The organism is Streptomyces sp. ERV7, from assembly GCF_001653515.1.
Lineage (GTDB): Bacteria > Actinomycetota > Actinomycetes > Streptomycetales > Streptomycetaceae > Streptomyces.
Map to the genome: position 1 here is coordinate 17324 of NZ_LYOY01000040.1, position 26988 is coordinate 44311.

At 71.7% G+C, this 26988-nt stretch carries 21 protein-coding genes and 2 pseudogenes; 10 read left to right on the forward strand and 13 right to left on the reverse strand.

Annotation, left to right across the window (positions count from 1 at the left end; all coding sequences use genetic code 11):
* Window positions 1-56: 56 nt before the first annotated feature.
* On the reverse strand, window positions 57-410 hold the full coding sequence (locus A8W25_RS14610; RefSeq protein WP_053728100.1) for an STAS domain-containing protein: 354 nt from the start codon (window positions 408-410) through the stop codon (window positions 57-59).
* A 79-nt stretch (window positions 411-489) separates the two neighbouring features.
* Here A8W25_RS14610 and A8W25_RS14615 point away from each other — a divergent pair, with 79 nt between their 5' ends.
* Window positions 490-3180: a DEAD/DEAH box helicase gene (locus A8W25_RS14615; protein ID WP_234386458.1), complete on the forward strand. Its 2691-nt coding sequence runs from the start codon at window positions 490-492 to the stop codon at window positions 3178-3180.
* A 40-nt stretch (window positions 3181-3220) separates the two neighbouring features.
* Here the strand turns inward: A8W25_RS14615 and A8W25_RS32360 are convergent.
* Window positions 3221-3526 (reverse strand): annotated as a pseudogene (locus A8W25_RS32360) (Rv3654c family TadE-like protein); the annotation flags it as partial.
* Here A8W25_RS32360 and A8W25_RS34380 point away from each other — a divergent pair.
* A pseudogene (locus A8W25_RS34380) lies at window positions 3442-4104 on the forward strand (L,D-transpeptidase family protein); the annotation flags it as partial. The pseudogenes A8W25_RS32360 and A8W25_RS34380 sit on opposite strands and share 85 nt — an antisense overlap.
* A 17-nt stretch (window positions 4105-4121) precedes the next feature.
* On the opposite strand, the gene A8W25_RS33980 reads toward A8W25_RS34380, so the two are convergent.
* From A8W25_RS33980 to ssd, 5 genes are all read right to left on the reverse strand, one after another.
* The gene (locus A8W25_RS33980) at window positions 4122-4271 is read right to left on the reverse strand and encodes a hypothetical protein (protein ID WP_158942546.1); all 150 of its coding nucleotides are present in this window, start codon (window positions 4269-4271) and stop codon (window positions 4122-4124) included.
* Window positions 4272-4428: 157 nt separating this feature from the next.
* Window positions 4429-6036 (reverse strand): methionine--tRNA ligase, encoded by a 1608-nt coding sequence (gene metG, locus A8W25_RS14625; protein WP_067161472.1) that lies wholly within the window; start codon window positions 6034-6036, stop codon window positions 4429-4431.
* Between the two features lie 10 nt (window positions 6037-6046).
* Window positions 6047-6493: a hypothetical protein gene (locus tag A8W25_RS33985; protein WP_158942548.1), complete on the reverse strand. Its 447-nt coding sequence runs from the start codon at window positions 6491-6493 to the stop codon at window positions 6047-6049.
* Window positions 6490-7701: a TadA family conjugal transfer-associated ATPase gene (locus A8W25_RS14630; protein WP_079126083.1), complete on the reverse strand. Its 1212-nt coding sequence runs from the start codon at window positions 7699-7701 to the stop codon at window positions 6490-6492. Before A8W25_RS14630 ends, A8W25_RS33985 begins: the two co-directional genes overlap by 4 nt.
* Complete coding sequence (ssd, locus tag A8W25_RS14635; protein ID WP_067161475.1) at window positions 7698-8801, reverse strand: septum site-determining protein Ssd; 1104 nt, start codon at window positions 8799-8801, stop codon at window positions 7698-7700. Before ssd ends, A8W25_RS14630 begins: the two co-directional genes overlap by 4 nt.
* Before the next feature lie 444 nt (window positions 8802-9245).
* Between ssd and A8W25_RS14640 the strand changes: the two genes are divergently transcribed.
* Window positions 9246-10082, forward strand: a complete 837-nt coding sequence (locus A8W25_RS14640; protein ID WP_067161478.1) for an HAD family hydrolase — start codon at window positions 9246-9248, stop codon at window positions 10080-10082.
* Between the two features lie 416 nt (window positions 10083-10498).
* Here the strand turns inward: A8W25_RS14640 and A8W25_RS14645 are convergent, their stop codons facing one another.
* Complete coding sequence (locus A8W25_RS14645; RefSeq protein WP_067161481.1) at window positions 10499-11326, reverse strand: oxidoreductase; 828 nt, start codon at window positions 11324-11326, stop codon at window positions 10499-10501.
* A gap of 102 nt (window positions 11327-11428) precedes the next feature.
* Between A8W25_RS14645 and A8W25_RS14650 the strand changes: the two genes are divergently transcribed.
* Window positions 11429-12415, forward strand: a complete 987-nt coding sequence (locus A8W25_RS14650; RefSeq protein WP_067161484.1) for an ATP-binding protein — start codon at window positions 11429-11431, stop codon at window positions 12413-12415.
* Window positions 12416-12442: 27 nt separating this feature from the next.
* On the opposite strand, the gene A8W25_RS14655 is transcribed toward A8W25_RS14650, so the two are convergent.
* Window positions 12443-13723, reverse strand: a complete 1281-nt coding sequence (locus A8W25_RS14655) for a hypothetical protein (protein ID WP_067161487.1) — start codon at window positions 13721-13723, stop codon at window positions 12443-12445.
* Window positions 13724-14021: 298 nt separating this feature from the next.
* Here A8W25_RS14655 and A8W25_RS14660 point away from each other — a divergent pair, with 298 nt between their 5' ends.
* The 6 genes from A8W25_RS14660 (at window position 14022) to A8W25_RS34875 (ending at window position 22464) form a co-directional block, all read left to right on the forward strand.
* Window positions 14022-16340, forward strand: a complete 2319-nt coding sequence (locus tag A8W25_RS14660; protein ID WP_067161490.1) for a bifunctional SulP family inorganic anion transporter/carbonic anhydrase — start codon at window positions 14022-14024, stop codon at window positions 16338-16340.
* Between the two features lie 236 nt (window positions 16341-16576).
* On the forward strand, window positions 16577-18529 hold the full coding sequence (acs, locus tag A8W25_RS14665) for an acetate--CoA ligase (RefSeq protein WP_067161493.1): 1953 nt from the start codon (window positions 16577-16579) through the stop codon (window positions 18527-18529).
* A gap of 679 nt (window positions 18530-19208) precedes the next feature.
* Entirely contained in the window at window positions 19209-20645 is a 1437-nt protein-coding gene (gene nhaA / locus A8W25_RS14670; protein ID WP_067161496.1) for a Na+/H+ antiporter NhaA, read from the forward strand.
* A 75-nt stretch (window positions 20646-20720) separates the two neighbouring features.
* Entirely contained in the window at window positions 20721-21179 is a 459-nt protein-coding gene (locus tag A8W25_RS14675) for a phage holin family protein (RefSeq protein ID WP_067161499.1), read from the forward strand.
* Complete coding sequence (locus A8W25_RS14680; RefSeq protein ID WP_067161502.1) at window positions 21176-22132, forward strand: alpha/beta fold hydrolase; 957 nt, start codon at window positions 21176-21178, stop codon at window positions 22130-22132. Before A8W25_RS14675 ends, A8W25_RS14680 begins: the two co-directional genes overlap by 4 nt.
* A 152-nt stretch (window positions 22133-22284) precedes the next feature.
* Entirely contained in the window at window positions 22285-22464 is a 180-nt protein-coding gene (locus A8W25_RS34875; protein WP_079126084.1) for a hypothetical protein, read from the forward strand.
* 33 nt (window positions 22465-22497) lie between these two features.
* Here A8W25_RS34875 and A8W25_RS14685 read toward each other — a convergent pair whose 3' ends face one another.
* From A8W25_RS14685 to nth, 4 genes are all read right to left on the reverse strand, one after another.
* Window positions 22498-23838, reverse strand: a complete 1341-nt coding sequence (locus A8W25_RS14685; RefSeq protein ID WP_067161504.1) for a 6-phospho-beta-glucosidase — start codon at window positions 23836-23838, stop codon at window positions 22498-22500.
* A 48-nt stretch (window positions 23839-23886) separates the two neighbouring features.
* Window positions 23887-25110 carry a MarP family serine protease gene (locus A8W25_RS14690; RefSeq protein WP_067161507.1) on the reverse strand — a complete coding sequence of 408 codons (1224 nt, stop codon included), beginning with the start codon at window positions 25108-25110 and terminating at the stop codon, window positions 23887-23889.
* A gap of 12 nt (window positions 25111-25122) precedes the next feature.
* Window positions 25123-25785 carry an NUDIX hydrolase gene (locus A8W25_RS14695; RefSeq protein ID WP_067161510.1) on the reverse strand — a complete coding sequence of 221 codons (663 nt, stop codon included), beginning with the start codon at window positions 25783-25785 and terminating at the stop codon, window positions 25123-25125.
* A gap of 179 nt (window positions 25786-25964) precedes the next feature.
* Complete coding sequence (nth, locus tag A8W25_RS14700) at window positions 25965-26873, reverse strand: endonuclease III (protein ID WP_067161513.1); 909 nt, start codon at window positions 26871-26873, stop codon at window positions 25965-25967.
* Window positions 26874-26988 lie beyond the last annotated feature (115 nt).

Below are 26988 nucleotides of genomic sequence, written 5' to 3' on the forward strand. Positions count from 1 at the left end.
TGTCAGGGGCCCCGGGCCTTGAGGAGCCCGGTGCCCCTGTTCTTCCTCCGGAGCCGTCAGTCAGTGGCGTTGACGGCTTCGTCGACCGAGCCATGGATCGGGAACACCTTGGTGAGCCCGGTGATCCGGAAGATCTTCAGAATGCGCTCCTGGTTGCAGACGAGCCGCAGGGAGCCCTCATGGGCACGGACACGCTTGAGTCCGCCCACGAGCACGCCGAGGCCGGTGGAGTCGAGGAAGTCCACGCCCTCCATGTCGACAACCAGGTGGTAGCTGCCGTCGTTCACCAACTCGACCAACTGCTCGCGCAGCTTGGGCGCGGTATACACATCAATCTCGCCACCGACCTCGACGACCGTACGGTCGCCACCAGGGCCGGACACATTGCGAGTCGACAGGGACAGGTCCACGGATCCTCCAGCACCTTGCTATCGAGCGGCCGCCCCCTGAGTCTCCCCGGCGGAGCCAGAGAACGGATCGCCAGCCGCGATGGCATTCAATCACTTACCAGCAGCCATGCACGACGCCTTGGGACCATTGTCCGTCACGCCAGTGACACACTCGGTGCCGATGGCCAGGAATCTTCGCCCCAGAACACCCGCCAAGGGCACGGGTGAACGACCCGACCCGGGCACGGTCCTGCACCGGCTCGCCTCGGGAGCGGACCGGGCTGCGCGCATCACTCATACGGAGCACTTGCCCCCGCGTGAGGGCCGCCATGCAGTCTGGCCGCACCGCATCCGCCCGGAAGTGATCAACGCCATTCAGCGGGCCGGTGTGGAGCACCCCTGGGCGCACCAGGCTGCCGCCGCGGAGCACGCCCTGGACGGCGAGTCCGTGGTGATCGCCACCGGAACCGCCTCCGGCAAGTCCCTGGCCTACCTCGCCCCGGTCCTCAGCACGCTCCTGGACGGCTCCGAAGCCCCGAACGGACGCGGCGCCACCGCCCTCTACCTGGCCCCCACCAAAGCCCTCGCGGCCGACCAGCGCCGCTCGGTGAAGGCCCTCGCCCAGCCTCTGGGCAACGCGATCCGGCCCGCCGTCTACGACGGCGACACACCGGTCGAGGAACGCGAATGGGTGCGCCAGTACGCCAACTACGTGCTCACCAATCCGGACATGCTGCACCGGGGCATACTCCCCGCCCACCCCAGGTGGTCCTCCTTCCTGCGCGCGCTGCGCTATGTCGTCATCGACGAGTGCCACACCTACCGGGGCGTCTTCGGCTCGCACGTCGCCCAGGTACTGCGGCGCCTGCGCCGGCTGTGCGCCCGCTACGGCGCCGACCCCGTCTTCCTCCTCGCCTCCGCCACCGCCGCGCAGCCGTCCGTGGCCGCCCGCCGGCTGACCGGCCTGCCCGTCGTCGAGGTCGCCGACGACGCCTCCCCGCGCGGCGAAGTGGTCTTCGCCCTGTGGGAGCCGCCGCTCACCGACTTCCAGGGCGAGAAGGGCGCCCCCGTCCGCCGCACCGCCACCGCCGAGACCGCCGACCTCCTCACCGACCTGGCCGTCCAGGGCGTCCGCACGGTCGCCTTCGTCCGCTCCCGGCGCGGCGCCGAGCTCGTCGCCGTCATCGCCCAGGAGCGGCTGTACGAGGTGGACCGCACCCTCGCCCGCCGCGTCGCCGCCTACCGCGGCGGCTACCTCCCCGAGGAGCGCCGGGCCCTGGAGCAGGCCCTGCACTCCGGCGAGCTGCTCGGCCTCGCCGCCACCTCCGCCCTGGAGCTCGGCATCGACGTCTCGGGCCTGGACGCCGTGATCATCTCCGGCTACCCCGGCACCCGGGCCTCGCTGTGGCAGCAGGCCGGGCGGGCGGGACGGTCGGGCGAGGGCGCGCTGGCGATCCTGGTCGCCCGGGACGACCCGCTGGACACCTACCTCGTCCACCACCCCGAGGCGCTGTTCCAGCAGCCCGTCGAGTCGACCGTGCTCGACCCGGACAACCCCTACGTCCTCGCCCCGCACCTGTGCGCGGCCGCCGCCGAACTGCCGCTCACCGAGGCCGACCTGGAGCTCTTCGGTCCGGCGAGCCCCGGTCTGCTGCCGCAGCTGGAGGCCGCGAAGCTGCTCCGGCGCCGGGCGTCGGGCTGGCACTGGACCCGCCGCGAGCGGGCCGCCGACCTCACCGACATCCGGGGCGAGGGGGGCCGCCCGGTCCAGATCGTCGAGGCGTCGACGGGACGGCTGCTCGGCACGGTCGACGCGTCCGCCGCCCACACCGCCGTCCACGACGGCGCCGTCCATCTCCACCAGGGCCGTACGTACCTGGTGAAGCGTCTGGACCTGGACGACCCCGACGGCTCGGTCGCCCTCGTCGAGGAGGCCAGCCCGCCCTATTCGACCGTCGCCCGTGACACCACCTCCATCTCCGTACTCGAAACCGACACCGAGATCGCCTGGGGAGCCGGCCGCCTCTGCTACGGCTCCGTCGAGGTCACCAACCAGGTCGTCTCCTTCCTGCGCCGCAAACTCATCACCGGCGAGGTGCTCGGCGAGTCCAAGCTGGACCTGCCGCCCCGCACCCTGCGCACCCGGGCCGTGTGGTGGACGGTCACCGAGGACCAGCTCGACGCCGCCCGGATCAACCCGGAGATCCTCGGGGGCGCCCTGCACGCCGCCGAGCACGCCTCCATCGGCATGCTGCCGCTCTTCGCCACCTGCGACCGCTGGGACATCGGCGGCGTCTCGGTCCCGCTGCACCCGGACACCCTGCTGCCGACGGTCTTCGTGTACGACGGCCACCCGGGCGGCGCCGGCTTCGCGGAGCGCGCCTTCCACACCGCGCGGGAGTGGCTGACGGCGACCCGCGAGGCCATCGCCTCCTGCGAGTGCGAGGCGGGCTGCCCGTCCTGCGTCCAGTCCCCCAAGTGCGGCAACGGCAACGACCCACTCCACAAGCGCGGCGCGGTCCGCCTCCTCACGGAACTGCTACGGGGAGCGCCGGACGCGCCGGAGGCGCGGAACCAGGAACGGGAAGCCCCGGCGACGGCCGCTGAGGCCCCGGCGACTCCTGCGGCCTCTGAGGCTCCTGGGGGGCCTGTGGGGCCTGCGACTCCGGCTGCCCCGGCTGCCCCGGCCGCTGGGGAACCTTCGACCGGGGGGCGAGGTACTGGCGCCGGCCCGGGCCCTGCGGCAGGAACCGGTACGCAGGAGGAGCCGCCGGTCCCGCCCGGGACCTGACCTCCGGGGCGTACGGGCCGAACTTCGCCCGTACGGTCACGTCGGCGATCTCCCCGGTCACCGCGCACCGCACCATCTCGCCGCCCTGCGCCCCGGCGACCCGGGTCGCCCCGGCGCAGGCCTCGGCCGTCCCCCACAGCGCCCGGTCGGCCGCCGCCAGTGCGGCCATGTCCGCCGCGCCACCCGCCCGGTGACGAGCCGCCACGGCCTGTCCGAAGGCGAGGACGGCCGCGAACACCACGCAGAGCGCGGAGGCGGCCACCGCCACCCAGACGGACGCCGAGCCCCGGTCCCGGGCGTGAGTCATCTGGCCCTCAGCCGGGCCACCCCGCCCCCTCGGCCTCATCGCTCCGCCCCGCCACCCGGGCCCGCTTCCCCGCCGCCAGCACCCAGGCGCTCGTCGTCACCGGCAAGGGGGCCGACGCCAGCGAGTCCACCGCCGTCCTCTACACCCGTGACCCGGTGAAGGGCTGGCAGCCCGCCGACGGCCCCTGGCCCGCCCGCAACGCGGCGCGCGGCTGGACCGGCGAGCACCACCTGGGCGACCTGCGCTCGCCCGTGGGGGTGTTCGGCCTCACCGACGCGGGCGGCCGCCTCGCCGACCCCGGCACCCGGCTGCCGTACGACCGCACGTCGGCCTTCACGGCGAGCGGCACCGGCGTCGAGGGCGAGCCCCTCGCGGGGTCCTTCGACTATGTGGTGGCGGTCAACTACAACCGCAGGCCCGGCACCACCCCGCTGGACTGGACCCGCCCGCTCGGCGCCGGACGCGGCGGCGGGATCTGGCTCCACGTCGACCACGGCGGGCCCACGCACGGCTGTGTGGCCCTGCCCAAGGAACGGATGCGGCAGCTGCTGCGCGCGCTGGACCCGGCGCGCACCCCGGTGGTCGTGATGGGGGACGCGGCGGCGTTGGCCCGCTAGGGCCCGCCGCCCCGGGCTCAGTCGTCGGCCGGGCCCGGCGGGTCCGGCGACGGTGGGCCGTACGGGCGGCTGGCGCTCTGCCGGTTCGCCTCGCGGACCTTGGCCAGTAGCTCCTCGCGGCGGCGTGCGTCTTCCTCGGCCTGCTGCTGGTCGGTGCTCCCCGTCACTGTGCGCACCCCCTCGGTACGTACCCCATGTGCGCAGCGTGCGCGCACGGGACGCGCCCCGCAACCGCCGACGGCATACGAAGGGCCCGGAACCATCGCGTCCCCCTGATCCTTCAGAGCGGGGGAGGGTTCCGGGCCCTTCACGTACACACAGGCGTTACGCGGGCTTCTCCTCCAGACGCGGGAACAGCACCGCGCCCTTCGTCACCGTCGCGCCCACCGGCAGCTGACCCCAGCGGCCCGCGTCCTGGACCCGCTGGTCCGCCAGCGGACCCAGGCCGGCGGCCTCGGCGCCGAGCGAGTCCCACAGCTTCTGCGAGGTGTCCGGCATGACCGGGTTCAGCAGGACCGCGACCGCGCGCAGCGCCTCGGCGGCCGTGTAGAGGATGGTCGCGAGGCGCGCCTTGCCCTCCTCCGACTCGTCCTTGGCCACCTTCCACGGCTCCTGCTCCGTGATGTAGCCGTTGACCTGCTTCACGAAGTCGAAGACCGCCAGGATGCCGCCCTGGAAGTCCAGCTCCTCGCCGATCCTGCGGTCCGCCTCGGCCACGGCCTTCGCCATGCCCTCGGCGATCGCCTGCTCGGCCTCGCCGGCGGCCGTCGCCCCGGGCAGCGTGCCGCCGAAGTACTTGCCGACCATGGCGGCCAGGCGCGAGGCGAGGTTGCCGTAGTCGTTGGCGAGCTCCGAGGTGTACCGGGCGGTGAAGTCCTCCCAGGAGAACGAGCCGTCCTGGCCGAAGGCGATGGCGCGCAGGAAGTACCAGCGGTAGGCGTCCACGCCGAAGTGCGAGGTCAGGTCCTGCGGCTTGATGCCGGTCAGGTTCGACTTCGACATCTTCTCGCCGCCGACCATCAGCCAGCCGTTGGCCGCGACCCTGCCGGGCACCGGCAGGCCGTTCGCCATCAGCATCGCGGGCCAGATCACCGCGTGGAAGCGGAGGATGTCCTTACCGATGAGGTGGACGTTGGCCGGGAAGGTCTCGTCGAACTTCGCCTGGTCCGAGCCGTAGCCGACGGCCGTGGCGTAGTTCAGGAGGGCGTCGATCCACACGTAGATGACGTGCTTGTCGTCCCACGGGACCGGGACGCCCCAGTCGAACGTGGAGCGGGAGATCGACAGGTCCTGGAGGCCCTGCTTGACGAAGTTCACGACCTCGTTGCGGGCCGACTCGGGCTGGATGAAGCCGGGGTTGGCCTCGTAGAACTCGACCAGCTTCGGGCCGTACTCGGAGAGCTTGAAGAAGTAGTTCTCCTCCTTGAGGATCTCCACCGGCTTCTTGTGGACGGGGCACAGCTTGGTGCCGTCCTCGGCCTCGATGAGGTCGCCGGGGAGCTTGTACTCCTCGCAGCCCACGCAGTACGGGCCCTCGTAGCCGCCCTTGTAGATCTCGCCCTTGTCGTACAGGTCCTGGACGAACTCCTGCACACGGTCGGTGTGCCGCTTCTCCGTCGTACGGATGAAGTCGTCGTTCGCGATGTCGAGGTGCTCCCAGAGGGGCTTCCAGGCCTCCTCGACGAGCTTGTCGCACCACTCCTGCGGGGTGACGCTGTTCGCCTCCGCGGTGCGCATGATCTTCTGACCGTGCTCGTCCGTGCCGGTGAGGTACCACACCTTCTCGCCGCGCTGACGGTGCCAGCGCGTGAGCACGTCGCCTGCGACGGTCGTGTAGGCGTGGCCCAGGTGAGGAGCGTCGTTGACGTAGTAAATGGGGGTCGAGACGTAAAACGCCTTCGCCCCCTGCTTCTCGGATCCAGTGGCCGCCATGGTCGAAATCCTAACGGCCACGGGAAGATCCACTCACCGCGAATTCTTGAGCCCGGGGTTTGGCTGCGGGCCGGTGGGCGGTTGCTCGCGCGTTCCCCGCGCCCCGTTTGTGCCCGGCCTTTGCCTGCGGGCCGGTGGGTGGTTGCTCGCGCAGTTCCCCGCGCCCCTGGGTAGTCCGCCGCAGCCGGGCCAGCGGCAGCACCGAGCCCGCCAGCACCGCCACGGCCACCGCGACCGGCAGACACAGCCACTCCGGACGCGCCCCGGCGCGCAGCCGCGCCCAGAGCCGCCCCCACGGCGGCTCATCGGGCTCCACCGCTCCTCCCGCGACGATCAGCCGGGCCCTGCGCAGCCCCTGCTCCCGCCCCACCGAGAGCCAGGCCGCCGCGAAAGCGCAGACGGCCGCCGCCGAGACCGGGGTGAGCCCGGGCGCCCCCGCCGCCGTCCAGGCCGTCACCACGCACCACCGAGCAGCACCCGCAGCCGTTCCCAGCCGCGCTCCTGGACGAAGCCGCCCAGGCCCCAACGGAGCGCCGGGACGGCCACCACCAGCCCCGCCGTATCCCGCTCAAGGACCCGGACCTCGGCGACACGGCGCCGCCCGCCCCTGTCCCGTACGAGATGGAGCACCACCGAGAGCGCCGCCGCCAACTGGCTGTGCAGGGCCGCCCGGTCGAGCCCGGCCGCCGTGCCCAGGGCCTCAAGGCGGGCGGGCACGTCCGCGGCCGTGTTGGCGTGCACCGTGCCGCAGCCGCCCTCGTGACCGGTGTTGAGCGCGGCCAGCAGGTCGGTGACCTCGGCGCCGCGCACCTCGCCCACGACCAGCCGGTCCGGTCTCATCCGCAGGGCCTGGCGCACCAGGTCCCGCAGGGTGACCAGGCCCGCGCCCTCCTGGTTGGCGGGCCGTGACTCCAGCCGGACCACATGGGGGTGATCGGGCCTCAACTCGGCCGAGTCCTCGGCCAGGACGATCCGCTCGCGCTCTCCGACGAGGCCGAGGAGCGTCGACAGCAGGGTCGTCTTGCCCGTGCCCGTGCCACCGCTCACCAGGAACGAGGCCCTGGCCGCGATGAGTGCCCGCAGCACCCCGTCCCCGCCCGGTGGCACCGTCCCGGCCGCGACCAGTTCGTCCAGCGAGAACGCCCTCGGCCGCACCACCCGCAGCGACAGACAGTCCGCCCCGACCGCGACCGGGGCCAGCACCGCGTGCATCCGGGTGCCGTCCGGCAGCCGGGCGTCCACCCAGGGCCGGGCGTCGTCCAGGCGCCGCCCGGCGACCGCCGCCAGCCGCTGGGCCAGTCGGCGCACGGCGGCCGTGTCGCTGAACCTGACCCCGGTGAGTTCGAGTCCGGCGCCCCGGTCCACCCAGACCCGGTCCGGGGCCGACACCAGGACGTCCGTCACCGCGGGATCGGCGAGCAGCGGCTCCAGCGGGCCCGTGCCGACCAGCTCGGAGCGCAACTCCTCGGCGCCGCCCAGGACTTCCGCGTCGCCCAGGAGACGCCCCTGGGCCCGCAGCGCCGCCGCGACCCGGGCCGGTGTCGGCTCGGCTCCGCTCTCCGCGAGCTGTTGGCGCACCGCGTCGAGCAGCGGCCTCGGCGACGCCGCGGACGGGCCCCGCGTTCCCGCCGCACCGCCCGGAGGCACCGCCGCACCCGTACTCATGCGACCGCACCCCCCGTCAGCGCCTGCTCCCAGAAGGCCGTGCAGAAGCGGGAGAGGGGACCGCGCACTTCGCTGCCCGGTGGAGCTCCCTTCTCCTGGGCCTCCAGCAGGCCGTACTCCACCGGGAGTTCACCGGCCAGGGGCAGCCCCAGGGCGGCCGCCACCCACTGCTCGTCGAGCCCCGCCGCGTACGGACCGCGCACCACCGCCCGCAGGTCCCGCAGCACCATGCCGACCGAGGAGGCGACCCGGTTGGCCGCCGCGACCGCGCGCAGCTCGGCGGGGACGACCAGCAGTCCCAGATCGAGCTGGGCCAGCGCCTCCGCCACCGCGTCGTCCACACGCCTGGGCAGGTCGACGACCACGACGCCGCCGCGTCTGCGCGCGGCCGCGAGGACCGCTCGCATCGCCTCCGCCGGGATCGCCACCGAATCGCCCCGGTCCCAGCTGAGGACGCGCAGCGCGTGCAGATGCGGCAGCGACTCCTCCAGCGCGCCTCCGGCGACCCGGCCACGGGAGGCGGCGAAATCCGGCCACCGTCTGCCCTCGGTCTGCTCGCCCCCGAGCAGCACGTCGAGGCCGCCTCCGAGGGGGTCGCCGTCGATGAGCATGGTGCGCCGGCCGGCCCTCGCCGCGGTCACCGCCAGGGCGCAGGCCAGCGTCGACGCACCGGCCCCGCCCCGCCCGCCGACGACTCCGACGGTGAGCGCCTGGCGGCCCACGCCCTCCGCCGCGTCCGCGATCCGGTCGACCAGCCACTGCTCCGCGTCGGGCAGCCGCAGCACGTGGTCGGCGCCGATCTCCACCGCCCGCTGCCACACCCCGGGGTCGTCCTGGTCCCGTCCGACGAGCAGTACTCCGCGCCTTCGCGCGGCTCCGCGCACCCGGGTCGCCGCGTCGTCCCCGACCAGGATCAGCGGTGCGCTCTCCCAGCCGGACCGGCGCTCGGGCACCGAGTGGTGCACCTCGGGCTCGGCTCCGGCGGCGGCGCACAGCCGCAGCAGATCGTCGAGCAACGCCTCGTCCTCGGTGACGATCAGCGGCCCGGAACGCCGCCCCTGAACACCCGGTGACCGGTCGGACACGATGGGTCCGTCCATGATCTCCGCCCCCTCTCACTGCGATTCCCCGTGTCCGCGGATCTCGCGAACTGGAATCACGGTGGAGCGGTTCCGGAAATAAAGTGGATCTTGGTCAAAAACTGTGGACAACTCGGCGGTTGTGAATATTCCGTTCACCTATACCGGTGACTTCCGGAGCGCACTGGAACCATTACGCTCCGTCACGAGTCTGGACGGGTGAAGGGGAGGAGCCGACGCGGCCCGAGGGAGGGGAAGGATCGTGTGCGAGGCCCGAAAATGCATCCGGACATGCGACGACCCCCGCCGGGGGGGAGAGCGGGGGTCGTCTCTCCGGCCGACTCGGGGGGGGAGGAGCCGGACCGGGTTAGCACGGTCGCGAACGATCCGTGACTTCCATGGTGTACCCGAGAGCCTTCTCAGGCAAACCCACACGCCCCAGCGTACGCCGAATGGTGGGCGCCTATGCTCGCCTTCGTGGAAAACCACTCCTTGCCGCGGACCGCCGCCTTCTTCGACTTGGACAAGACAGTCATTGCCAAGTCGTCGACTCTCACGTTCAGCAAGTCCTTCTATCAAGGGGGACTCATCAACCGCCGGGCCGTGCTGCGCACGGCCTACGCACAGTTCGTGTTCCTCGCGGGCGGCGCTGACCATGATCAGATGGAGCGGATGCGCGAGTATCTGTCGGCGCTCTGCAAGGGCTGGAACGTCCAGCAGGTGAAGGAGATCGTCGCCGAGACGCTCCACGACCTGATCGACCCGATCATCTACGACGAGGCCGCCTCCCTCATCGAGGAGCACCACACCGCCGGCCGCGACGTCGTGATCGTGTCGACCTCGGGCGCCGAAGTGGTCGAGCCGATCGGCGAGCTGCTCGGGGCGGACCGCGTGGTGGCCACCCGGATGGTCGTGGGCCCCGACGGCTGCTTCACCGGGGATGTCGAGTACTACGCCTACGGCCCCACCAAGGCGGAGGCCGTCAAGGAGCTCGCCGCCTCCGAGGGCTACGACCTGGCCCGCTGCTACGCCTACAGCGACTCGGCGACCGACGTCCCGATGCTGGAGTCGGTGGGCCACCCCTTCGCGGTCAACCCGGATCGGGCACTCCGGCGCGAAGCGGCCATCCGAGATTGGCCGGTTCTCATCTTTGACCGACCCGTTCGGCTCAAGCAGCGGCTGCCCGCGCTCTCCATGCCGCCCCGCCCGGCACTGGTCGCGGCGGCCGCCGTGGGCGCCGCGGCGGCCACCGCCGGACTCGTCTGGTACGCGAGCCGGCGGCGCGCGGCGGCCGCGAGCTGACCGCGGAGCACCACGTCCAGCGGCCCTCCGATCAGCACTGACCGATCTGCCCTGTTTGAACCTAAAAGTAAAGAAGTGCAGTCAGGGGTTCCGCTTCACCCCCGCCTGGAGTACAAATAAGGCAACGGCCCGCGAGACCTGGGACATCCGAGAGGATCACCTTCTACGCAACACGGCCCCACGGACCGAAGCATGGACATCGAGCACCCACGCGACGTCGACCCGTCGATTACGGGCCAGCCGCACCAGGTGACGGGCAGAAGTTCCCGACCTGATGGGCAACATTCGAGGACGCTTGGTAACACGGTGAACATGCCAGCGGCGGTACCGATCCGGTACCGCCGCAACCCTTTTCCGGCGCCGTGCTTCCGGCTCCCGCCTTCCCGCACCAGGCGCCGTGTCGTCCACGCCGCCGTCTACGCCGCCCCGCGCTGAAGCGCCTCGCAGACGGCCGTCGACTCCCGTACACCGAGCTCGACCGAGCGCCCGCAGTAGGTGATCCACGCGGCCACGCCCTCCGGCGTCCCCGAGGCATAGCCGTCCAGCGCCGCCGCGTACGCCGCGCGCCCCTGCTCCGCGTGGCCGACCTCGGCCGGGCAGATCGACTTCGGGTCGAGACCGCTGCCGATCAGCACGATGCGCTCGGCGGCCCGCGCCACCAGCCCGTTGTACGAGCCGAACGGACGCAGGGCGAGCAGTTCGCCGTGCACGATGGCCGCCGTGACCAGCGCCGGGGCCGAGGAGCCCGCGATGATCAGCTGGGAGAGCCCCTCCAGGCGGCCCGCCACCTCGTCCGCGTCCGGCAGCGGCAGCTCGATCAGCGGCTCGTCGACCGGCTCGCCGTGCTGACGGGGCCGGCCGACCGCGTCGGCGGAGTCCGCCGCGGCGACCAGATGCAGCCGGGCGAGCACCCGCAGGGGCGACTGCCGCCAGATGGAGAGCAGTTGGCCGGCCTCGGCGGTCAGCCGCAGGGCGGCGCCGACCGTGCGCGCCTCGCTCTCCGAGCCGAAGTCGCTGCGCCGACGCACCTCCTCCAGGGCCCAGTCGGCGCCGGAGAGCGCCGCGCTGCCGCGCGCCCCCCGCAGTGCCGCCTCGGAGGTGATCTCGTTGCTGCGGCGCCGCATGACGCGGTGCCCGTAGACCCGGTCGACGGCTTTGCGCACGGAGTCCACGGCGTCCGGGACACCCGGCAGCGAGCCCAGGGCGACAAGCGGATCGGCGGCCGACGAGGCGTTCGTACTCATAAGTAGCGAGGCTACGCGTCCGGGCCCCACACCCCACCTTCGAGTGGTCTTCTTCACTCGCCACCCCTACATTGCGCGGTCGCGCGATTACCGTTGGTGAACATGAAGATCGCTTTCGTAGGGAAGGGCGGCAGCGGCAAGACCACGTTGTCCTCGCTCTTCATCCGCCACCTCACCGCCAACGAGGCCGCCGTGCTCGCGGTCGACGCCGACATCAACCAGCACCTGGGGGCCGCGCTCGGCCTGGACGAGCCGGAGGCCGCCGCACTGCCGGCGCTGGGCGCGCAGCTGCCGCTGATCAAGGAGTATCTGCGCGGCACCAACCCCCGTATCGCCTCCGCCGAGACGATGATCAAGACGACTCCCCCGGGCCGCGGCTCACGGCTGCTGCGGCTGCGCGAGTCGAATCCGGTGTACGAGGCGTGCGCGCGGCGGGTGGTGCTCGACGACGGGGACATCCGGCTGATGGCGACCGGCCCGTTCAACGAGTCCGATCTGGGAGTGGCCTGCTACCACTCGAAGGTCGGGGCGGTGGAGCTGTGTCTGAACCACCTGGTGGACGGGCCGGACGAGTACGTCGTCGTCGACATGACGGCCGGGTCGGACTCGTTCGCCTCCGGAATGTTCACCCGTTTCGACATGACCTTCCTGGTGGCCGAGCCGACCCGCAAGGGCGTGTCGGTCTACCGCCAGTACAAGGAGTACGCGCGTGACTTCGGGGTCGCCCTGAAGGTCGTCGGCAACAAGGTGCAGGGCCCCGACGACCTGGACTTCCTGCGGTCCGAGGTCGGTGAGGACCTGCTGGTCACGGTCGGCCACTCGGACTGGGTGCGCGCGATGGAGAAGGGGCGCCCGCCGCGCTTCGAGCTGCTGGAGGCCGACAACCGGCTCGCCCTCCAGGCCCTGCAGAACGCGGCGGACGACTCTTACGAGGCGCGCGACTGGGAGCGGTACACCCGGCAGATGGTCCACTTCCATCTGAAGAACGCCGAGAGCTGGGGTAACGCGAAGACGGGCGCCGACCTGGCTGCCCAGGTCGACCCCGACTTCGTCCTGCGGGAGGAACTTGCCGTTCCGCTTCCGGGCTGACCCCGCGAGCGCGGCTCGCGGAGGCGGTCAGCGTGCGGCGGCGTGCTTGAGGCCGGGCTGCGGAAGCGGCTTGGCCGGCTGGACCGGCACGGCGGGCTGGGCGGTCAGAAAGGCCGTCCAGCCGCCCTTCGGGGCCTCTCCGACCTTCAGCTGACGGAATTTGTCGAGTGTCGACGGGTCCTGCGCGTCCAGCCAGTCGGCGAGCTGACGGAACGACACGCAGTGCACCTCGCGCTTGACGCAGACCGTCTTGATCGTGTCCTCGACGGCCCGCATGTACGTGCCGCCGTTCCAGGACTCGAAGTGGTTGCCGATGATCAGCGGCGCGCGGTTGCCGTTGTACGAGCGGTCGAAGGCCTGGAGCAGGCCGTCGCGCATCTGATTGCCCCAGTACTCGTGCTGGTCGGCCTCGCCCGTCACCGCGCCCGACTGGTTCATATAGAAGTTGTAGTCCATGGACAGCGTCTGGAAGGCGCGGCCCGGTACCGGCACCAGCTGCATGGACAGGTCCCAGATGCCGTTGTCGTTCTTCTTCGGCCACACCTGGTCGTTGACGCCGCTGGTGTCATAGCGCCAGCCGAGCTGGCCGGCCGCCTGCACGAAGTTCTTGCGGCCCTCCAGGCAGGGGGTGCGGCCGCCGATGAGCTCCTTGTCGTAGTCGAACGGGAGCGGCGCCTCCGCCCTGAGCCCGGTGTTCGACTTCCAGTTCTTCACGAACGACTTGGCCTGCGCGATCTCGCTCTTCCACTCGTCCACCGACCAGGTGCCGACGCCGCCGTCGTTCCCGCAGAAGTGGCCGTTGAAGTGGGTGCCGACCTCGTTGCCCTCCTGCCACGCCCCGCGCAGCTGGGTGACCGTGTCCTTGATCCCCTTGAGGTCGTTGAACCCGATGTCACTGCTGCCCGACGAGTGCTTGGGCGCGGTGTACCGCTCGCGCTTCTCCTCCGGCAGCATGTACACACCGCTGAGGAAGTACGTCATCGTCGCGTTGTACTGCTTGCCGACCTCGCGGAAGTGGGAGAACAGCCGCTGGCTGTCCTCGCCCGCGCCGTCCCAGGAGAACACCACGAACTGCGGCGGCTGCTGACCGGGCGCCAGCTTGCGCGGCTTCAGCACATGGGGCTGGAGCCCGGTGAACGCGGTGGAGCCGTCCCCGATCAGGCGCACGGCGCTCTTGGGCGCGGCGGCGGGCGCCGCGGGACCCGGCGCGGCCGCCTTGGTCCCGTTCCCTACCGAGCATCCGGCGGCGCCCGCGACCAGCGCGGCGACGACGGCCCCGGTGGCGATCCTCTTCGTGGCGGCCATCATCCGCCCACCCTCTTCCTCGCAGATCAGCAGATCCGAAGATCTCTCACACTGAATGTCATCAAATCGCCGCAAAAGTGACACGCAGCATGAAGGAAGGGGGCGCGACAGGCCGCACGAAAAGCTGCTTATTCACCGTTGAGAGTGAATCGTTGGCCCATTTGCCCTAAATGCGAAGCGCTGACCTTTACTCTGCATTACGATTCGTTTACCGAGAGTTGAGAATCCCGCCGCTGCACGCCGTGACCCACGGCCGCGACCCCACATCCGCGACCGCGCTGCCCCGGAGGAGACGGGAAACATGTCTGCCTGCGTCCCCACCCGCACCCAGCCCCTCACTCACCCCGACAGTCAGCAGCATCCGCACGCCCCGCCGCCCAGGAAGGGAGGCCGCCGCTTCCGGATCGCCGGAGCCGATCTGTCCGCATCCGTCACCGTCTTCCTGCTCGCCGTCCCGATGTCGCTCGGCCTCGCCGTCGCCATCGACGCCCCGCTGGAAGCCGGCCTCATCGCCGCCGGAGTCGGCGGCATCGTCGCCGGGCTGCTCGGCGGCTCACCGCTCCTTGTCAGCGGCCCCTCCGCCGGACTCACGGTGGTGTCGGCCGAGTTGATCCAGAGCTACGGCTGGCGCACCACCTGCGCCATCACCGTGCTCGCGGGTCTGCTCCAGATCGCGCTCGGCTCGCTGAAGACCGCGCGCTCCGCGCTCGCCGTGAGCCCCGCCATCGTCCACGGCACCCTCGCCGGCATCGGCGCCGCCATCGCCCTCGCCCAGCTCCACATCGTCCTGGGCGGCTCCCCCCAGAGCTCGGCCGTCGACAACGCCCAGGCGCTCCCGGACCAGTTGGCCAAGGTGGGGCCCGCCGCACCCCTCGTCGGGGCGCTCACCATCGCCGTGCTCCTGACGTGGCCCCGCCTCCCCGGCCGCGTCGGCAAGGCGCTGCGCCGCATCCCGGCCGCGCTCGCCTGTGTGGTCATCGCCACCGCCGTGGCCGCCGTGGCCGCGCCCGGCATCGCCCGGGTCGACCTGCCCTCCTGGGACGCGCACGTCCTGCCCGAGCTGCCGCACGGACCGGTGGCCGGGCTGGTCGCCGCCGTGCTCACGGTGACGCTGGTCGCCAGCCTGGAGTCACTGCTCTCCGCCGTCGCGGTGGGCAAGCTGGCCGCCGAGCGGCCGGGGGCCGGCACGCCCGCCCGGGCCGACCTCGACCGGGAGTTGCGCGGACAGGGCATCGCCAACGCCGTCTCCGGGCTGCTCGGCGGAATGCCGGTCTCCGGCGGCGCGGTGCGCGGCAGCGCCAATGTGCGGGCCGGGGCGACCGGCCGCGCCTCCACCGTGCTGCACGGGGTGTGGGTGCTGCTCGCCGCCGGGCTGCTCGTGGCCGTCCTGGAGTGGATCCCGCTGGCGGCGCTGGCCGCGCTGGTGATGATGGTCGGCATCCAGATGGTGTCCTTCGCCCACATCCGCAACGTCCACAGGCACCGCGAGTTCCTGGTGTACGTGGCGACGGTCGCCGGGGTGCTCCTGTTCGGGGTGCTCCAGGGCGTGGTCATCGGGATCGCCGTGGCCGTCGCGGTCGCGCTGCGCCGGGTCGCGCGCACCCGGATCACGGTGCAGCGCCAGGACGACCTGTCGTATCTGGTGCGGGCGCGCGGGCAGTTGACGTTCCTCGCCGTGCCCCGGCTGACCCGGGCCCTGAACCACGTACCCCAAGGGGCGCGCGCCGTCGTGGAGTTGGACGGCTCGTTTATGGACCACGCGGCGTACGAGGCGCTGCACGGCTGGCAGGACACGCACACCGCGCGCGGTGGCGAGGTGCGGATCACCGGCCGGTCCGGCGGGCGGATCGCCGAGCCCGCCTCCAGTTCGCAGAACTGCTGCCGGCCCTGGACGCCCTGGCGCAACCACCACTGCCACGACAAGGCGCCGGCGCCGAGGCGGCACGGGCACCAACTGGCCAGCGGGCTGAGCTCGTTCCAGCGCAACACCGCGCCGCTGGTGCGGGACGAGCTGGCGCGCCTCGCGCGCGAGGGGCAGCAGCCGTCCCAGCTCTTCCTCACCTGCGCGGACTCCCGGCTGGTCACCAGCATGATCACGTCGAGCGGTCCGGGCGATCTGTTCACCGTGCGCAATGTGGGCAACCTCGTGCCCCTGCCCGGCGCGGAGAGCGGTGACGACTCGGTGGCGGCGGCGATCGAGTACGCGGTGGAGGTGCTGCGGGTCGAGTCCATCACGGTCTGCGGCCACTCCGGCTGCGGGGCGATGCAGGCGCTGCTGAACAGCAAGCCGGACGCCCCGCAGACGCCGCTGCGGCGGTGGCTGCGGCACGGGACGCCGAGCCTGGAGCGGATGGCGAGCCGCAAGCACTCCTGGGCGCGGATCGCCGGGCGGCTGCCGGCCGACGCCGTCGAGCAGCTCTGCCTCACCAATGTGGTGCAGCAGCTGGACCATCTGCGGCGCCACGAGTCGGTGGCGCGGCGGCTGGCCGAGGGCACGCTGGCCCTGCACGGCATGTACTTCCATGTGGCCGAGGCCCAGGCGTACTTGCTGGCGTCCGACGACTGCGAGGAGGTGTTCGAGGGGGTGGGTCCGACGACCCTTGAGGCATCCTGCACCTGACCCGCACCCGGCCCCCACCCGGCCTGCATCTCACAGGGTGCGGAGCCGCGCGTTCCGCGCATGCCTGAACCCGGGGCGGACCTTGTCCGTGAGACCGTCTGATGACACGCCGATGACCCGGATCCCTTATAGGTCTAAACCAATTTTCGGGAGACTCTTGTCACCCGGCGATTGGACTGATGAGCTATGGCCCGGGACACATAGGCACATAGGACGCCCTGGGAAAGGGAGATGTCGTGAGCAACGAAAGCCTGGCCAACCTCTTGAAGGAGGAGCGCCGGTTCGCTCCTCCTGCCGAGCTGGCCGCTGACGCCAACGTGACGGCAGAGGCGTACGAGCAGGCCAAGGCGGACAGGCTGGGCTTCTGGGCCGAGCAGGCCCGGCGCCTGACCTGGGCCACGGAGCCGACCGAGACGCTCGACTGGTCGAACCCGCCGTTCGCGAAGTGGTTCGCCGACGGGCAGCTCAACGTGGCGTACAACTGCGTCGACCGGCACGTCGAGGCCGGGAACGGCGACCGGGTCGCCATCCACTTCGAGGGTGAGCCCGGCGACAGCCGCGCGATCACCTACGCGGAGCTGAAGGACGAGGTCTCCCGGGCCGCCAACGCCCTTACGGAGCTGGGTGTGCGGGCCGGCGACCGGGTCGCGGTGTACATGCCGATGATCCCCGAGGCGGCCGTGGCGATGCTCGCCTGCGCCCGTATCGGCGCGGCGCACTCGGTGGTGTTCGGCGGCTTCTCGGCCGACGCCGTCGCCTCCCGTATCCAGGACGCCGACGCCAAGCTGGTCATCACGGCGGACGGCGGGTACCGGCGCGGCAAGCCGTCCGCGCTCAAGCCCGCGATCGACGAGGCCGTGGCGAAGTGCCCGCAGGTCGAGCACGTCCTGGTGGTACGGCGTACCGGCCAGGAGACGGCCTTCACCGAGGGCCGGGACGTCTGGTGGGACGACATCGTCGGGCGCCAGTCGGCCGAGCACACCCCGCAGGCGTTCGACGCCGAGCACCCGCTGTTCATCCTGTACACGTCCGGGACGACGGGTAAGCCGAAGGGCATCCTGCACACGTCCGGCGGGTATCTGACGCAGGCCGCGTACACCCACCACGCGGTCTTCGACCTCAAGCCCGAGACCGATGTGTACTGGTGCACCGCCGACATCGGCTGGGTGACCGGCCACTCGTACATCGTGTACGGGCCGCTGGCCAACGGCGCGACGCAGGTCATGTACGAGGGCACGCCGGACACCCCGCACCAGGGGCGGTTCTGGGAGATCGTCCAGAAGTACGGGGTGACGATCCTCTACACGGCGCCCACCGCGATCCGGACGTTCATGAAGTGGGGCGACGACATCCCCGCGAAGTTCGACCTGTCGTCGCTGCGGGTGCTGGGGTCGGTGGGCGAGCCCATCAACCCCGAGGCGTGGATCTGGTACCGCAAGCACATCGGGGCGGACAAGTGCCCGATCGTGGACACGTGGTGGCAGACGGAGACCGGGGCGATGATGATCTCGCCGCTGCCGGGGGTGACGGAGACGAAGCCCGGGTCCGCTCAGCGCGCGCTGCCCGGCATCTCGGCGACCGTCGTGGACGACGAGGCGCACGAGGTGGCGAACGGGGGCGGCGGCTATCTGGTCCTCACCGAGCCGTGGCCGTCGATGCTGCGCACGATCTGGGGCGACGACCAGCGGTTCATCGACACGTACTGGTCGCGGTTCGAGGGGAAGTACTTCGCCGGGGACGGGGCGAAGAAGGACGAGGACGGGGACATCTGGCTGCTCGGCCGGGTCGATGACGTGATGCTCGTGTCCGGGCACAACATCTCGACGACCGAGGTCGAGTCGGCGCTCGTCTCGCACCCGTCGGTCGCCGAGGCTGCGGTCGTCGGCGCGGCCGACGAGACGACCGGGCAGGCGATCGTGGCGTTCGTGATCCTGCGGGGTTCGGCGGCGGAGTCGGACGGGCTCGTGGAGGAGCTGCGGGCGCACGTCGGCACCACGCTGGGGCCGATCGCCAAGCCGAAGCGGGTGCTGCCGGTGGCGGAGCTGCCGAAGACGCGGTCGGGGAAGATCATGCGGCGGTTGCTGCGGGATGTTGCCGAGAACCGGGAGCTGGGGGATGTCACGACGCTGACGGACTCGTCGGTGATGGATCTGATCCAGACGAAGCTGCCGGGTGCCGGCGAGGACTGAGCGCGGGGTGGTTTTGTCGGGGCCCGGCTGCGCGGTGCGCGCGGCCGGGCTTCCGGCGTTTTGCCCCCCACCCCGCCCGTTCCCTTAACCCTCCGGATCCAGCCCCCTTTGGCTGCACATTCCGCCCCCTGCACCCCTGGCGGGGCTACGCCCCTGCACCCCTTTGCGGGCCTGCGGCCCCGGACCTCCCTTTGCGGGGCCTGCGGCCCCTGCACCCCGCTCCGTCTTCACCTGCGGACCGTGCTGGGTTGCTCGCGCAGTTCCCCGCGCCCCTGAAAGGAACGGGGCTCCGCCCCGGACCCCGCTCCTCACGCGCCCGAGAGGCTGAATTTCCCGCCGCAGGGGCTGAATGTGCAGCCAAAGGGGGCTGGATGCGCCGCCGTAGGGGCTGAATCGCTGCCGCCCGAGGGCTGGAAGTACCCGGGGCCGGAGATACCTGAGGGGCGCGGGGAACCGCGCGAGCAACCACCCACCGACCCGCAGACGAATCCCGCACACCCGGAGGGCTTCGCGGGGAACTGCGCGAGCAACCCACCACCGGCCCGCAGCCAAGGACCCGCCCTCCACAGCGGAGCGCCCCGCACCCGGGTAAAGACTTAGGTAAAGTAAGGATCGCGTCAATGGCGCGACAAGAAGGACCCAGGTGCGCCGGGAAGTCTGGTCGGCAACGTGCTTTGTCATGCCCGCCGAACCGACCGGAGGTCCCCCCGTGGCCGCGCCAGTAGACCGTCAGGACAGCAGCAGCCGGAAGTTTCTCGGGCGGCTCTCCTTGCCCGAGCGGAACTTCGTCGCGGACGCGCTCCGCGCCGAGACCGTGGGTGGCGTGCTGCTGCTCATCGCCGCGATCGTGGCGCTGATCTGGGCCAACACACTCGGTGGCAGCTACGCCGACGTGCGCGGGTTCCATGTCGGCATCGAAGCCCTCGGGCTCGATCTCTCGCTTCAGCACTGGGCCGCCGACGGCCTCCTCGCGGTCTTCTTCTTCGTCGCCGGTATCGAGCTCAAGCGCGAGCTGGTCGCCGGTGAGCTGCGCGACCCCAAGGCCGCCGCGCTGCCCGTGATCGCCGCGATCTGCGGCATGGCCGTACCCGCACTCGTATACGCGCTGGTCAACACCGTCGGCGGCGGTGCGATGGACGGCTGGGCCGTGCCGACGGCCACCGACATCGCCTTCGCGCTCGCCGTCCTCGCGGTCATCGGAACCTCGCTGCCCAGCGCCCTGCGCGCCTTCCTGCTCACGCTCGCCGTCGTCGACGACCTCTTCGCGATCCTCATCATCGCCGTGTTCTTCACCAAGGAGATCGACTTCGTCGCGCTCGGCGGCTCGGTCGTCGGCCTCGTCGTCTTCTGGGTCCTGCTGCGCAAGGGCGTACGCGGCTGGTACGTGTACGTACCGCTCGCGCTGGTCATCTGGGGGCTGATGTACAACAGCGGCGTCCACGCCACCATCGCGGGCGTCTCCATGGGCCTGATGCTGCGCTGCACCCGCCACGAGGACGAGGAGCACTCCCCCGGCGAGCACATCGAGCACCTGGTGCGGCCGCTCTCCGCGGGGCTCGCCGTGCCGCTCTTCGCGCTGATGTCGGCCGGGGTCGGCGTCACCGGCGGCGCGCTGGCGGACGTCTTCACCCGGCCCGAGACGCTCGGCGTGGTGCTCGGCCTCGTGGTCGGCAAGGCGGTGGGCATCTTCGGGGGTACGTGGTGCGCCGCGCGGTTCACCAGGGCCGAGCTCAACGAGGACCTCGCCTGGCCGGACGTCTTCGCCGTGGCCGCGCTCGCCGGGATCGGCTTCACCGTCTCGCTGCTCATCGGCGAGCTGGCCTTCGACGGCGAGGGCGCGCTGGCGGACGAGATCAAGGCGGCCGTGCTGATGGGCTCGCTGATCGCCGCCGTGTTCGCCACCGTCCTGCTGAAGCTGCGGGTCCGCCGCTACCGGGCGCTCGTCGACGAGGAGGAGCGCGACGAGGACCAGGACGGCATCCCGGATGTGTACGAACAGCACAATCCGGCCTACCACCTGCGCATGGCCGCCATCTACGAGGGGAAGGCGGCCGAGCACCGCCGCCTCGCGCAACTGGCGGGGGCGGGGAGCGACGAGGCCGACCGTCCGGCATGATCTGACATCTGGGCCGGAGAAGGACATCTGGGCCGGGAGATGACGGGACCGGAGAAGAGAAGAGGGAGTCAGCGAATGAGCGACCCCAGCAACACCGCCGTCGGCGCCGACCGCAGCCTCGGCCAGCTGGTCGCCTCGGCGACCGCCGAGATGTCCGCGCTGGTGCACGACGAGATCGCGCTCGCCAAGGCGGAGCTGCGCCAGGACGTCAAGCGCGGGGCGATCGGTGGCCTCGCCATCAGTACGGCGGGAGTGCTCGTCCTGTTCTCGCTGCCGGTGCTGAGTTTCGCGGCGGCGTACGGGATCCACAACCTGGGACTGGGCCTCGCCTGGTCGTTCCTGATCGTCGGCGGAGCGTTCCTGCTGCTCGCGGCCCTGCTCGCGCTGCTGTCCGTGGCCAAGTTCAAGAAGGTCAAGCCGCCGGAGAAGTCCATCGCCTCGGCCAAGCAGACCGCGGCCGTGCTCGGGGGCGTCAAGCCGCATCCCCGCCCGGTCACGGAGCAGGCCCCGGCTGTGGCACGCTCGTCTGCATGACCGCACCTGATACCGGTACCGGCGCCACGGGCAGCCCGGGCGGCAATGGCAGCCCTGTCCGCATCGATGGTCCCTGGACACACAGGGACGTAGCGGCCAATGGTGCGCGCTTCCACATCGCGGAGCTGGGTGACGGTCCGCTGGTGTTGCTGCTTCACGGCTTTCCCCAGTTCTGGTGGACGTGGCGGCACCAGCTGACCGCGCTCGCCGACGCCGGTTTCCGGGCGGTCGCGATGGACCTGCGGGGCGTCGGCGGCAGCGACCGCACGCCCCGGGGCTACGATCCGGCCAACCTCGCGCTGGACATCACCGGCGTCGTACGGTCGCTCGGCGAGCCCGACGCGGCGCTCGTCGGCCACGACCTGGGCGGGTATCTGGCGTGGACGGCGGCCGTGATGCGGCCCAAGCTGGTGCGCCGGCTGGTCGTCTCCTCGATGCCGCACCCCCGGCGCTGGCGCTCCGCGATGCTCTCCGACGTCTCGCAGTCGCGGGCCGGGTCGTACATCTGGGGCTTCCAGCGGCCGTGGCTGCCGGAGCGTCAGCTCGTCGCGGACGACGCGGCGCTGGTGGGGCGGCTGGTACGGGACTGGTCGGGGCCGGTGGCGCCGGAGGACGAGGCCGTGGAGGTCTACCGGCGGGCGATGACCATCCCGTCGACCGCGCACTGCTCGATCGAGCCGTACCGCTGGATGGTGCGCTCGATGGCCCGGCCCGACGGCATCCAGTTCAACCGCCGGATGAAGCGGCCGGTACGGGTACCGACACTGCATCTGCACGGCTCGCTCGACCCCGTGATGCGCACCCGCAGCGCGGCGGGCTCCGGCGAGTACGTCGAAGCGCCCTACCGCTGGCGGCTGTTCGACGGCCTGGGCCACTTCCCGCACGAGGAGGACCCGGCCGCGTTCTCGGCGGAGCTGGTGAACTGGCTGAAGGACCCCGAGCCCGACCGGTAGCCCACCGGCAGTCCGACCGGGCAGCCCCGGCGCCCCTGTCCGGCAAGCGGACGGGAACGCTTGTCTGACGAACAGCCAAATGCCCGGCGCATAGGCCAATTGGCCGCCCGAGACGCGGTTACCGACCTTGGGGCCCGGGCAGACGTCGGGGTATGGGCTGGACGCACGACTACGGTGACGCAGCACGCAACCGCCGCTCGGCCACCGCGCCGATTTCGCACGAGAGGGGCGGCCCGCAAGGTCAGGGCCATGATCCCCAACTCGGTATTCCGCGTATCCTCCGCCGCCGGGCCCGCTGGGTCTCGGCCCGGCTGCGCCATTCGCGTACGTAGTACGAGCCACGCATGCGCGACCTACGTACGCGATTACGGGCGCAGATAGGCGAGACCCGGGTGGGCGTCCCGATAGCCGTCCAGGAGCCGCCGGGCGACCTGGACGGAGTCGATCAGCGGGTGCAGGGCGAAGGCCTTCACAGCCGCCCGCGCCGAGCCTGACTCGGCGGCCTCCAGGACACACCGCTCGACCGCCTTCACCGCGCTGACCAGGCCCGCCTCATGGCCCGTCAGCTGGGTCACGGGCAGTGGGCGCGGTCCTGAGGCGTCGACGCGGCACGGGATCTCGACGACCGCCTCGGCGTCGAGGGCGTGCAGCGAGGAGCCGTTGGGGACGTTGAGGATCAGCGTCGCCGGTTCGTCGCGCGCGATGGCCCGCATCAGCGCGAGGGCGACGTTCTCGTACCCGCCCGACTCCAGGTCGTCCGCGGCGCGCTCGCCCGCGCCCGAGACCTCCCGGTTCTCGGACATGTACGTCACCTCGCGCTCGGCCCGGGTGCGGTCCCAGGCGTCCCACGCCTGCTCACCGCCGGTCACGGTCGCGTAGAAGCGCGCCTGCTGGTCCAGGAGGAAGGCGCCACGGGTGCGTTCCGCCTGCCGGTACGCGGCCACGGCCTCGCGGTTGAAGTAGTAGTAGTACAGGTACTCGTTGGGCATCGAGCCCAGCGAGCGCAGCCAGTCGGCGCCGAAGAGCCTGCCCTCCTCGAACGAGGCCAGCAGCGCGTCGTCCGCCAACAGGCGCGGCAGCACGTTCTCCTCGCCCTGGTAGAGGCCGTGCAGCCAGCCCAGATGGTTCAGACCCGCGTAGTCGAGCCGTACGGCGTCGAGGTCGGCGCCGACCGTACGGGCCACGCGGCGGGCCAGCCCGACCGGCGAGTCGCAGATGCCGATCACCTGTTCGCCCAGATGGCGGGCCATGGCCTCGGTGACGAGGCCGGCCGGGTTGGTGAAGTTGATGACCCAGGCGTCCGGGGCGAGCGCCTTGACGCGGCGGGCGATCGCGTCCGCCACGGGCACGGTCCGCAGTCCGTACGCGATACCGCCCGCGCCGACCGTCTCCTGGCCCAGGACGCCCTCGGCCAGCGCGACGCGCTCGTCGGCCGCCCGGCCCGCGAGGCCGCCGACGCGGATCGCGGAGAAGACGAAGTCGGCGCCGCGCAGCGCCTCGTCCAGGTCGGTCACCGCTCTGACGGACGGTGCGTCCTGGACACCCCGTGCCTGGTCGGCGAGGACCTTGGCGATGGCGGCGAGCCGGGCCGCGTCCACGTCGTACAGCGTGAGCTCGGTGACCCGGCCGGGTGCGCGGTCGCGCAGCAGGGCGCCGTATACGAGCGGCACGCGGAAACCGCCGCCGCCGAGGATCGTCAGTCGCATTCCGGCCTCTTCGGGGAGTCGGGGTTCAGCGGGGCGGCGGGTCGGTGGTCACAGGGCGCACTGCTGGCTGTCGACCTGCTGGTTGGCGGTGCGGCCCAGCTGGATGTCCTCGCGGATCTCGGCGGCCGTCAGCGCGTATCCGGTGTTCGGGTCGTCGAGGGACTTGGCGAAGACCACTCCGTAGACCTTGCCGTCGGGGGTCAGGAGGGGGCCGCCTGAGTTGCCCGGGCGGACCGTGGTGAACAGCGAGTAGACCTCGCGGGTGACCGTGCCCCGGTGGTAGATGTCCGGGCCCGGCGGGGTGATCCGGCCGCGGACGCGCGCGGCGCGCACGTCGTACGGCTGGTCCTCGGGGAAGCCCGCGACGATCGCGCCGCTGCCGCTGTGCGCCGCCTGGGCGGAGAAGCGCAGCACCGGGGCCTTCAGGTCGGGCACGTCCAGGACCGCGATGTCGCGGCGCCAGTCGTAGAGCACCACGGTCGCGTCGTACGTCTTTCCCGTGCCGCCTATCTGGATCTTCGGGTCCTCGACGCCGCCCACCACATGGGCGTTGGTCATCACCCGGCGCTCGGCGAAGACGAAGCCGGTGCCCTCCAGGCGCTTGCCGCAGCTGGGGGCGGTGCCGGTGACCTTGACGATCGAGCGCTTGGCGGAGGCCGCGACGGGGCTGGTGGCCAGCGCCTGGTCGGGGGGCGGGACCTTGGTGATCGACTCGTTGGTGAACGGGGCGAAGACCTGCGGCAGCCCGTTCTGCGCCAGCATGGAGGAGAAGTCCGAGAACCAGGTGTACGCCTGCTTGGGCATCGCCTTGTCGACGCCGCGCAGGATCTGGGAGTCGTTGACCGCCCGTCCCAGCGCGTTGCCCCGGCTGGAGGAGTCCTGGGGGTCGGCCAGCGGGGAGAGCGCGGTGCCGATCAGCCAGGCGACCAGGAGCATCGCCACGACGTTGACCAGGGCGCCGCCCGTGGCGTCCAGGGCGCGCGCGGGCGACCAGGTGATGTGCTGGCGCAGCTTGTTGCCCAGATGGGTGGTGAAGGCCTGGCCCACGGAGGCGCAGACGATCACGACGACGACCGCCACGATGGCGGCGGTGGTCGACACCTCCCGCTTGTCCGTCAGCTGGTCCCAGATGACCGGCAGCAGATACACGGCGATGAGACCACCGCCGAGGAAGCCGATCACCGACAGGATGCCGACGACGAAGCCCTGGCGGTAGCCGACGATCGCGAACCACACGGCGGCGACCAGCAACAGGATGTCCAGCACGTTCACGGGGTCAGCCTGTCACGCGTGCCAGTCGAGCGGGACCCGCCTGGTGCGATCCCAGGGGCGCTCCCAGCCCGCGAAGTGCAGCAACCGGTCGATCACCCCGGCCGTGAAGCCCCACACGAGGGCGGATTCGACCAGAAAGGCCGGGCCTGCGTGCCCGCGCGGGTGGACGGCGGTGGCCCGGTTGGCCGGGTCCGTGAGATCCGCCACGGGGACCGTGAAGACCCGGGCGGTCTCCGCCGCGTCCACCGCCCGCACCGCGGTCGGCTCGCGCCACCAGCCGAGGACGGGGGTCACCACGAAGCCGCTCACCGGGATGTAGAGCCGGGGGAGCACGCCGAAGATCTGCACTCCCTCGGGGTCCAGACCGGTCTCCTCCTCGGCCTCGCGCAGGGCGGCGCGCAGCGGGCCGGTGGTCTGGGGGTCGCCGTCCTCGGGGTCGAGGGCGCCGCCCGGGAAGGAGGGCTGGCCGCCGTGCGAGCGCAGCTGGCTGGCGCGCTCCATGAGCAGCAGCTCCGGCCCGGCCGGGCCGTCGCCGAAGAGGATCAGCACGGCGGACTGGCGTCCGGCGCCGCTCTCGGGCGGCAGGAACCGGCTGAGCTGGAGCGGCTCGATCCGGTCGGCCGCGCGCGCGACGGGGTCGAGCCACGTGGAGGCCCTGGGGGCCGCCGCGGCCACCGGGGGCCGCCACGCCGCCCGGACCGCTCTCGTACGTCCTGCTGGTGTCACTCGCCTTGCTGGTGTCACTCGCGTGCGTCATAGGCACCCCCGTCGTCCACCGGTCACAACGTCCGGGCCGGTCGCGTTCGTTCCGTACGCGCCGGTCGCGCTCGTTCCGTCAGGTCATCCGCGATCCGTCAGCCTGCCCCCAGCGGCGGGGCCGGGAGCCCCGGGTAGTCCGGGGGCGGGGAGAGCCGCTGGCCCGGGAAGCCGCCCTTCTCGTACTTCAGGAGCTTCTTCGCCTTCTCCGGGTCCGTCTCTCCCTCTCCGTACGCCGGGCAGAGCGGGGCGATGGGGCAGGCGCCGCAGGCGGGCTTGCGGGAGTGGCAGATGCGGCGGCCGTGGAAGACGACGCGGTGCGAGAGCATCGTCCACTCGCTCTTGGGGAAGATCTCGGCGACCACGGCCTCGACCTTGACCGGGTCCTCCTCGTCGGTCCACTTCCAGCGGCGCACCAGACGGCCGAAGTGCGTGTCGACGGTGATGCCGGGGACGCCGAAGGCGTTGCCGAGCACCACGTTCGCCGTTTTGCGGCCGACGCCCGGGAGCTTCACCAGGTCCTCCAGGCGGCCCGGCACATTGCCTCCGAAGTCGTCGCGGAGGGCGGCGGCAAGACCCATGATCGACTTGGTCTTGGCCCGGAAGAAGCCGGTCGGCCGGATCAGCTGCTCGACCGCCTCCGGGTCGGCCGAGGCCAGGTCCTCCGGGGTCGGATACGCGGCGAACAGCGCGGGCGTGGTCTGGTTGACCCGCAGGTCGGTCGTCTGGGCCGACAGGACGGTCGCGACCAGCAGCTCGAAGGGGTTGTGGAAGTCGAGCTCCGGATGGGCGTACGGATACACGTCCGCGAGCTCCCGGTTGATCCGCCGGGCGCGGCGGACCATCGAGAGGTGCGACTCGGGTTTGGGGGCCTTGGCGGGCTTGGCGGGGGCGGCCTTGGCGGTTCTGGCCGTTCCGGTGGCCTTCGCGGTCTTGGCCGGGGCCTTCTTCGCGGCGGCCTTCCCTGGTGCGGCCTTCTTCGCGGCGGCCTTTCCGGGGGCGCTCACGGGCGCGTCCGGGGTGGCCGACGCGCCCGGGGCCGGCTCGGGTGCCGATGCGGCCCGATTGGCCGATTTTGATTCTTTCGCGGCTTTTTTCGGTTTAGCCGCGGGCTGTTCGCCC

Excerpts from the sequence above, each read along its gene's own strand:
- A8W25_RS14615 (WP_234386458.1), top strand. The coding sequence starts at position 490 with ATGGCATTCAATCACTTACCAGCAGCCATGCACGACGCCTTGGGACCA.
- metG (WP_067161472.1), bottom strand. The coding sequence starts at position 6,036 with ATGGCGGCCACTGGATCCGAGAAGCAGGGGGCGAAGGCGTTTTACGTC.
- A8W25_RS14630 (WP_079126083.1), bottom strand. The coding sequence starts at position 7,701 with ATGAGTACGGGTGCGGCGGTGCCTCCGGGCGGTGCGGCGGGAACGCGG.
- ssd (WP_067161475.1), bottom strand. The coding sequence starts at position 8,801 with ATGGACGGACCCATCGTGTCCGACCGGTCACCGGGTGTTCAGGGGCGG.
- A8W25_RS14640 (WP_067161478.1), top strand. The coding sequence starts at position 9,246 with ATGCTCGCCTTCGTGGAAAACCACTCCTTGCCGCGGACCGCCGCCTTC.
- A8W25_RS14645 (WP_067161481.1), bottom strand. The coding sequence starts at position 11,326 with ATGAGTACGAACGCCTCGTCGGCCGCCGATCCGCTTGTCGCCCTGGGC.
- A8W25_RS14650 (WP_067161484.1), top strand. The coding sequence starts at position 11,429 with ATGAAGATCGCTTTCGTAGGGAAGGGCGGCAGCGGCAAGACCACGTTG.
- A8W25_RS14655 (WP_067161487.1), bottom strand. The coding sequence starts at position 13,723 with ATGATGGCCGCCACGAAGAGGATCGCCACCGGGGCCGTCGTCGCCGCG.
- A8W25_RS14660 (WP_067161490.1), top strand. The coding sequence starts at position 14,022 with ATGTCTGCCTGCGTCCCCACCCGCACCCAGCCCCTCACTCACCCCGAC.
- nhaA (WP_067161496.1), top strand. The coding sequence starts at position 19,209 with ATGCCCGCCGAACCGACCGGAGGTCCCCCCGTGGCCGCGCCAGTAGAC.
- A8W25_RS14675 (WP_067161499.1), top strand. The coding sequence starts at position 20,721 with ATGAGCGACCCCAGCAACACCGCCGTCGGCGCCGACCGCAGCCTCGGC.
- A8W25_RS14680 (WP_067161502.1), top strand. The coding sequence starts at position 21,176 with ATGACCGCACCTGATACCGGTACCGGCGCCACGGGCAGCCCGGGCGGC.
- A8W25_RS34875 (WP_079126084.1), top strand. The coding sequence starts at position 22,285 with ATGGGCTGGACGCACGACTACGGTGACGCAGCACGCAACCGCCGCTCG.
- A8W25_RS14685 (WP_067161504.1), bottom strand. The coding sequence starts at position 23,838 with ATGCGACTGACGATCCTCGGCGGCGGCGGTTTCCGCGTGCCGCTCGTA.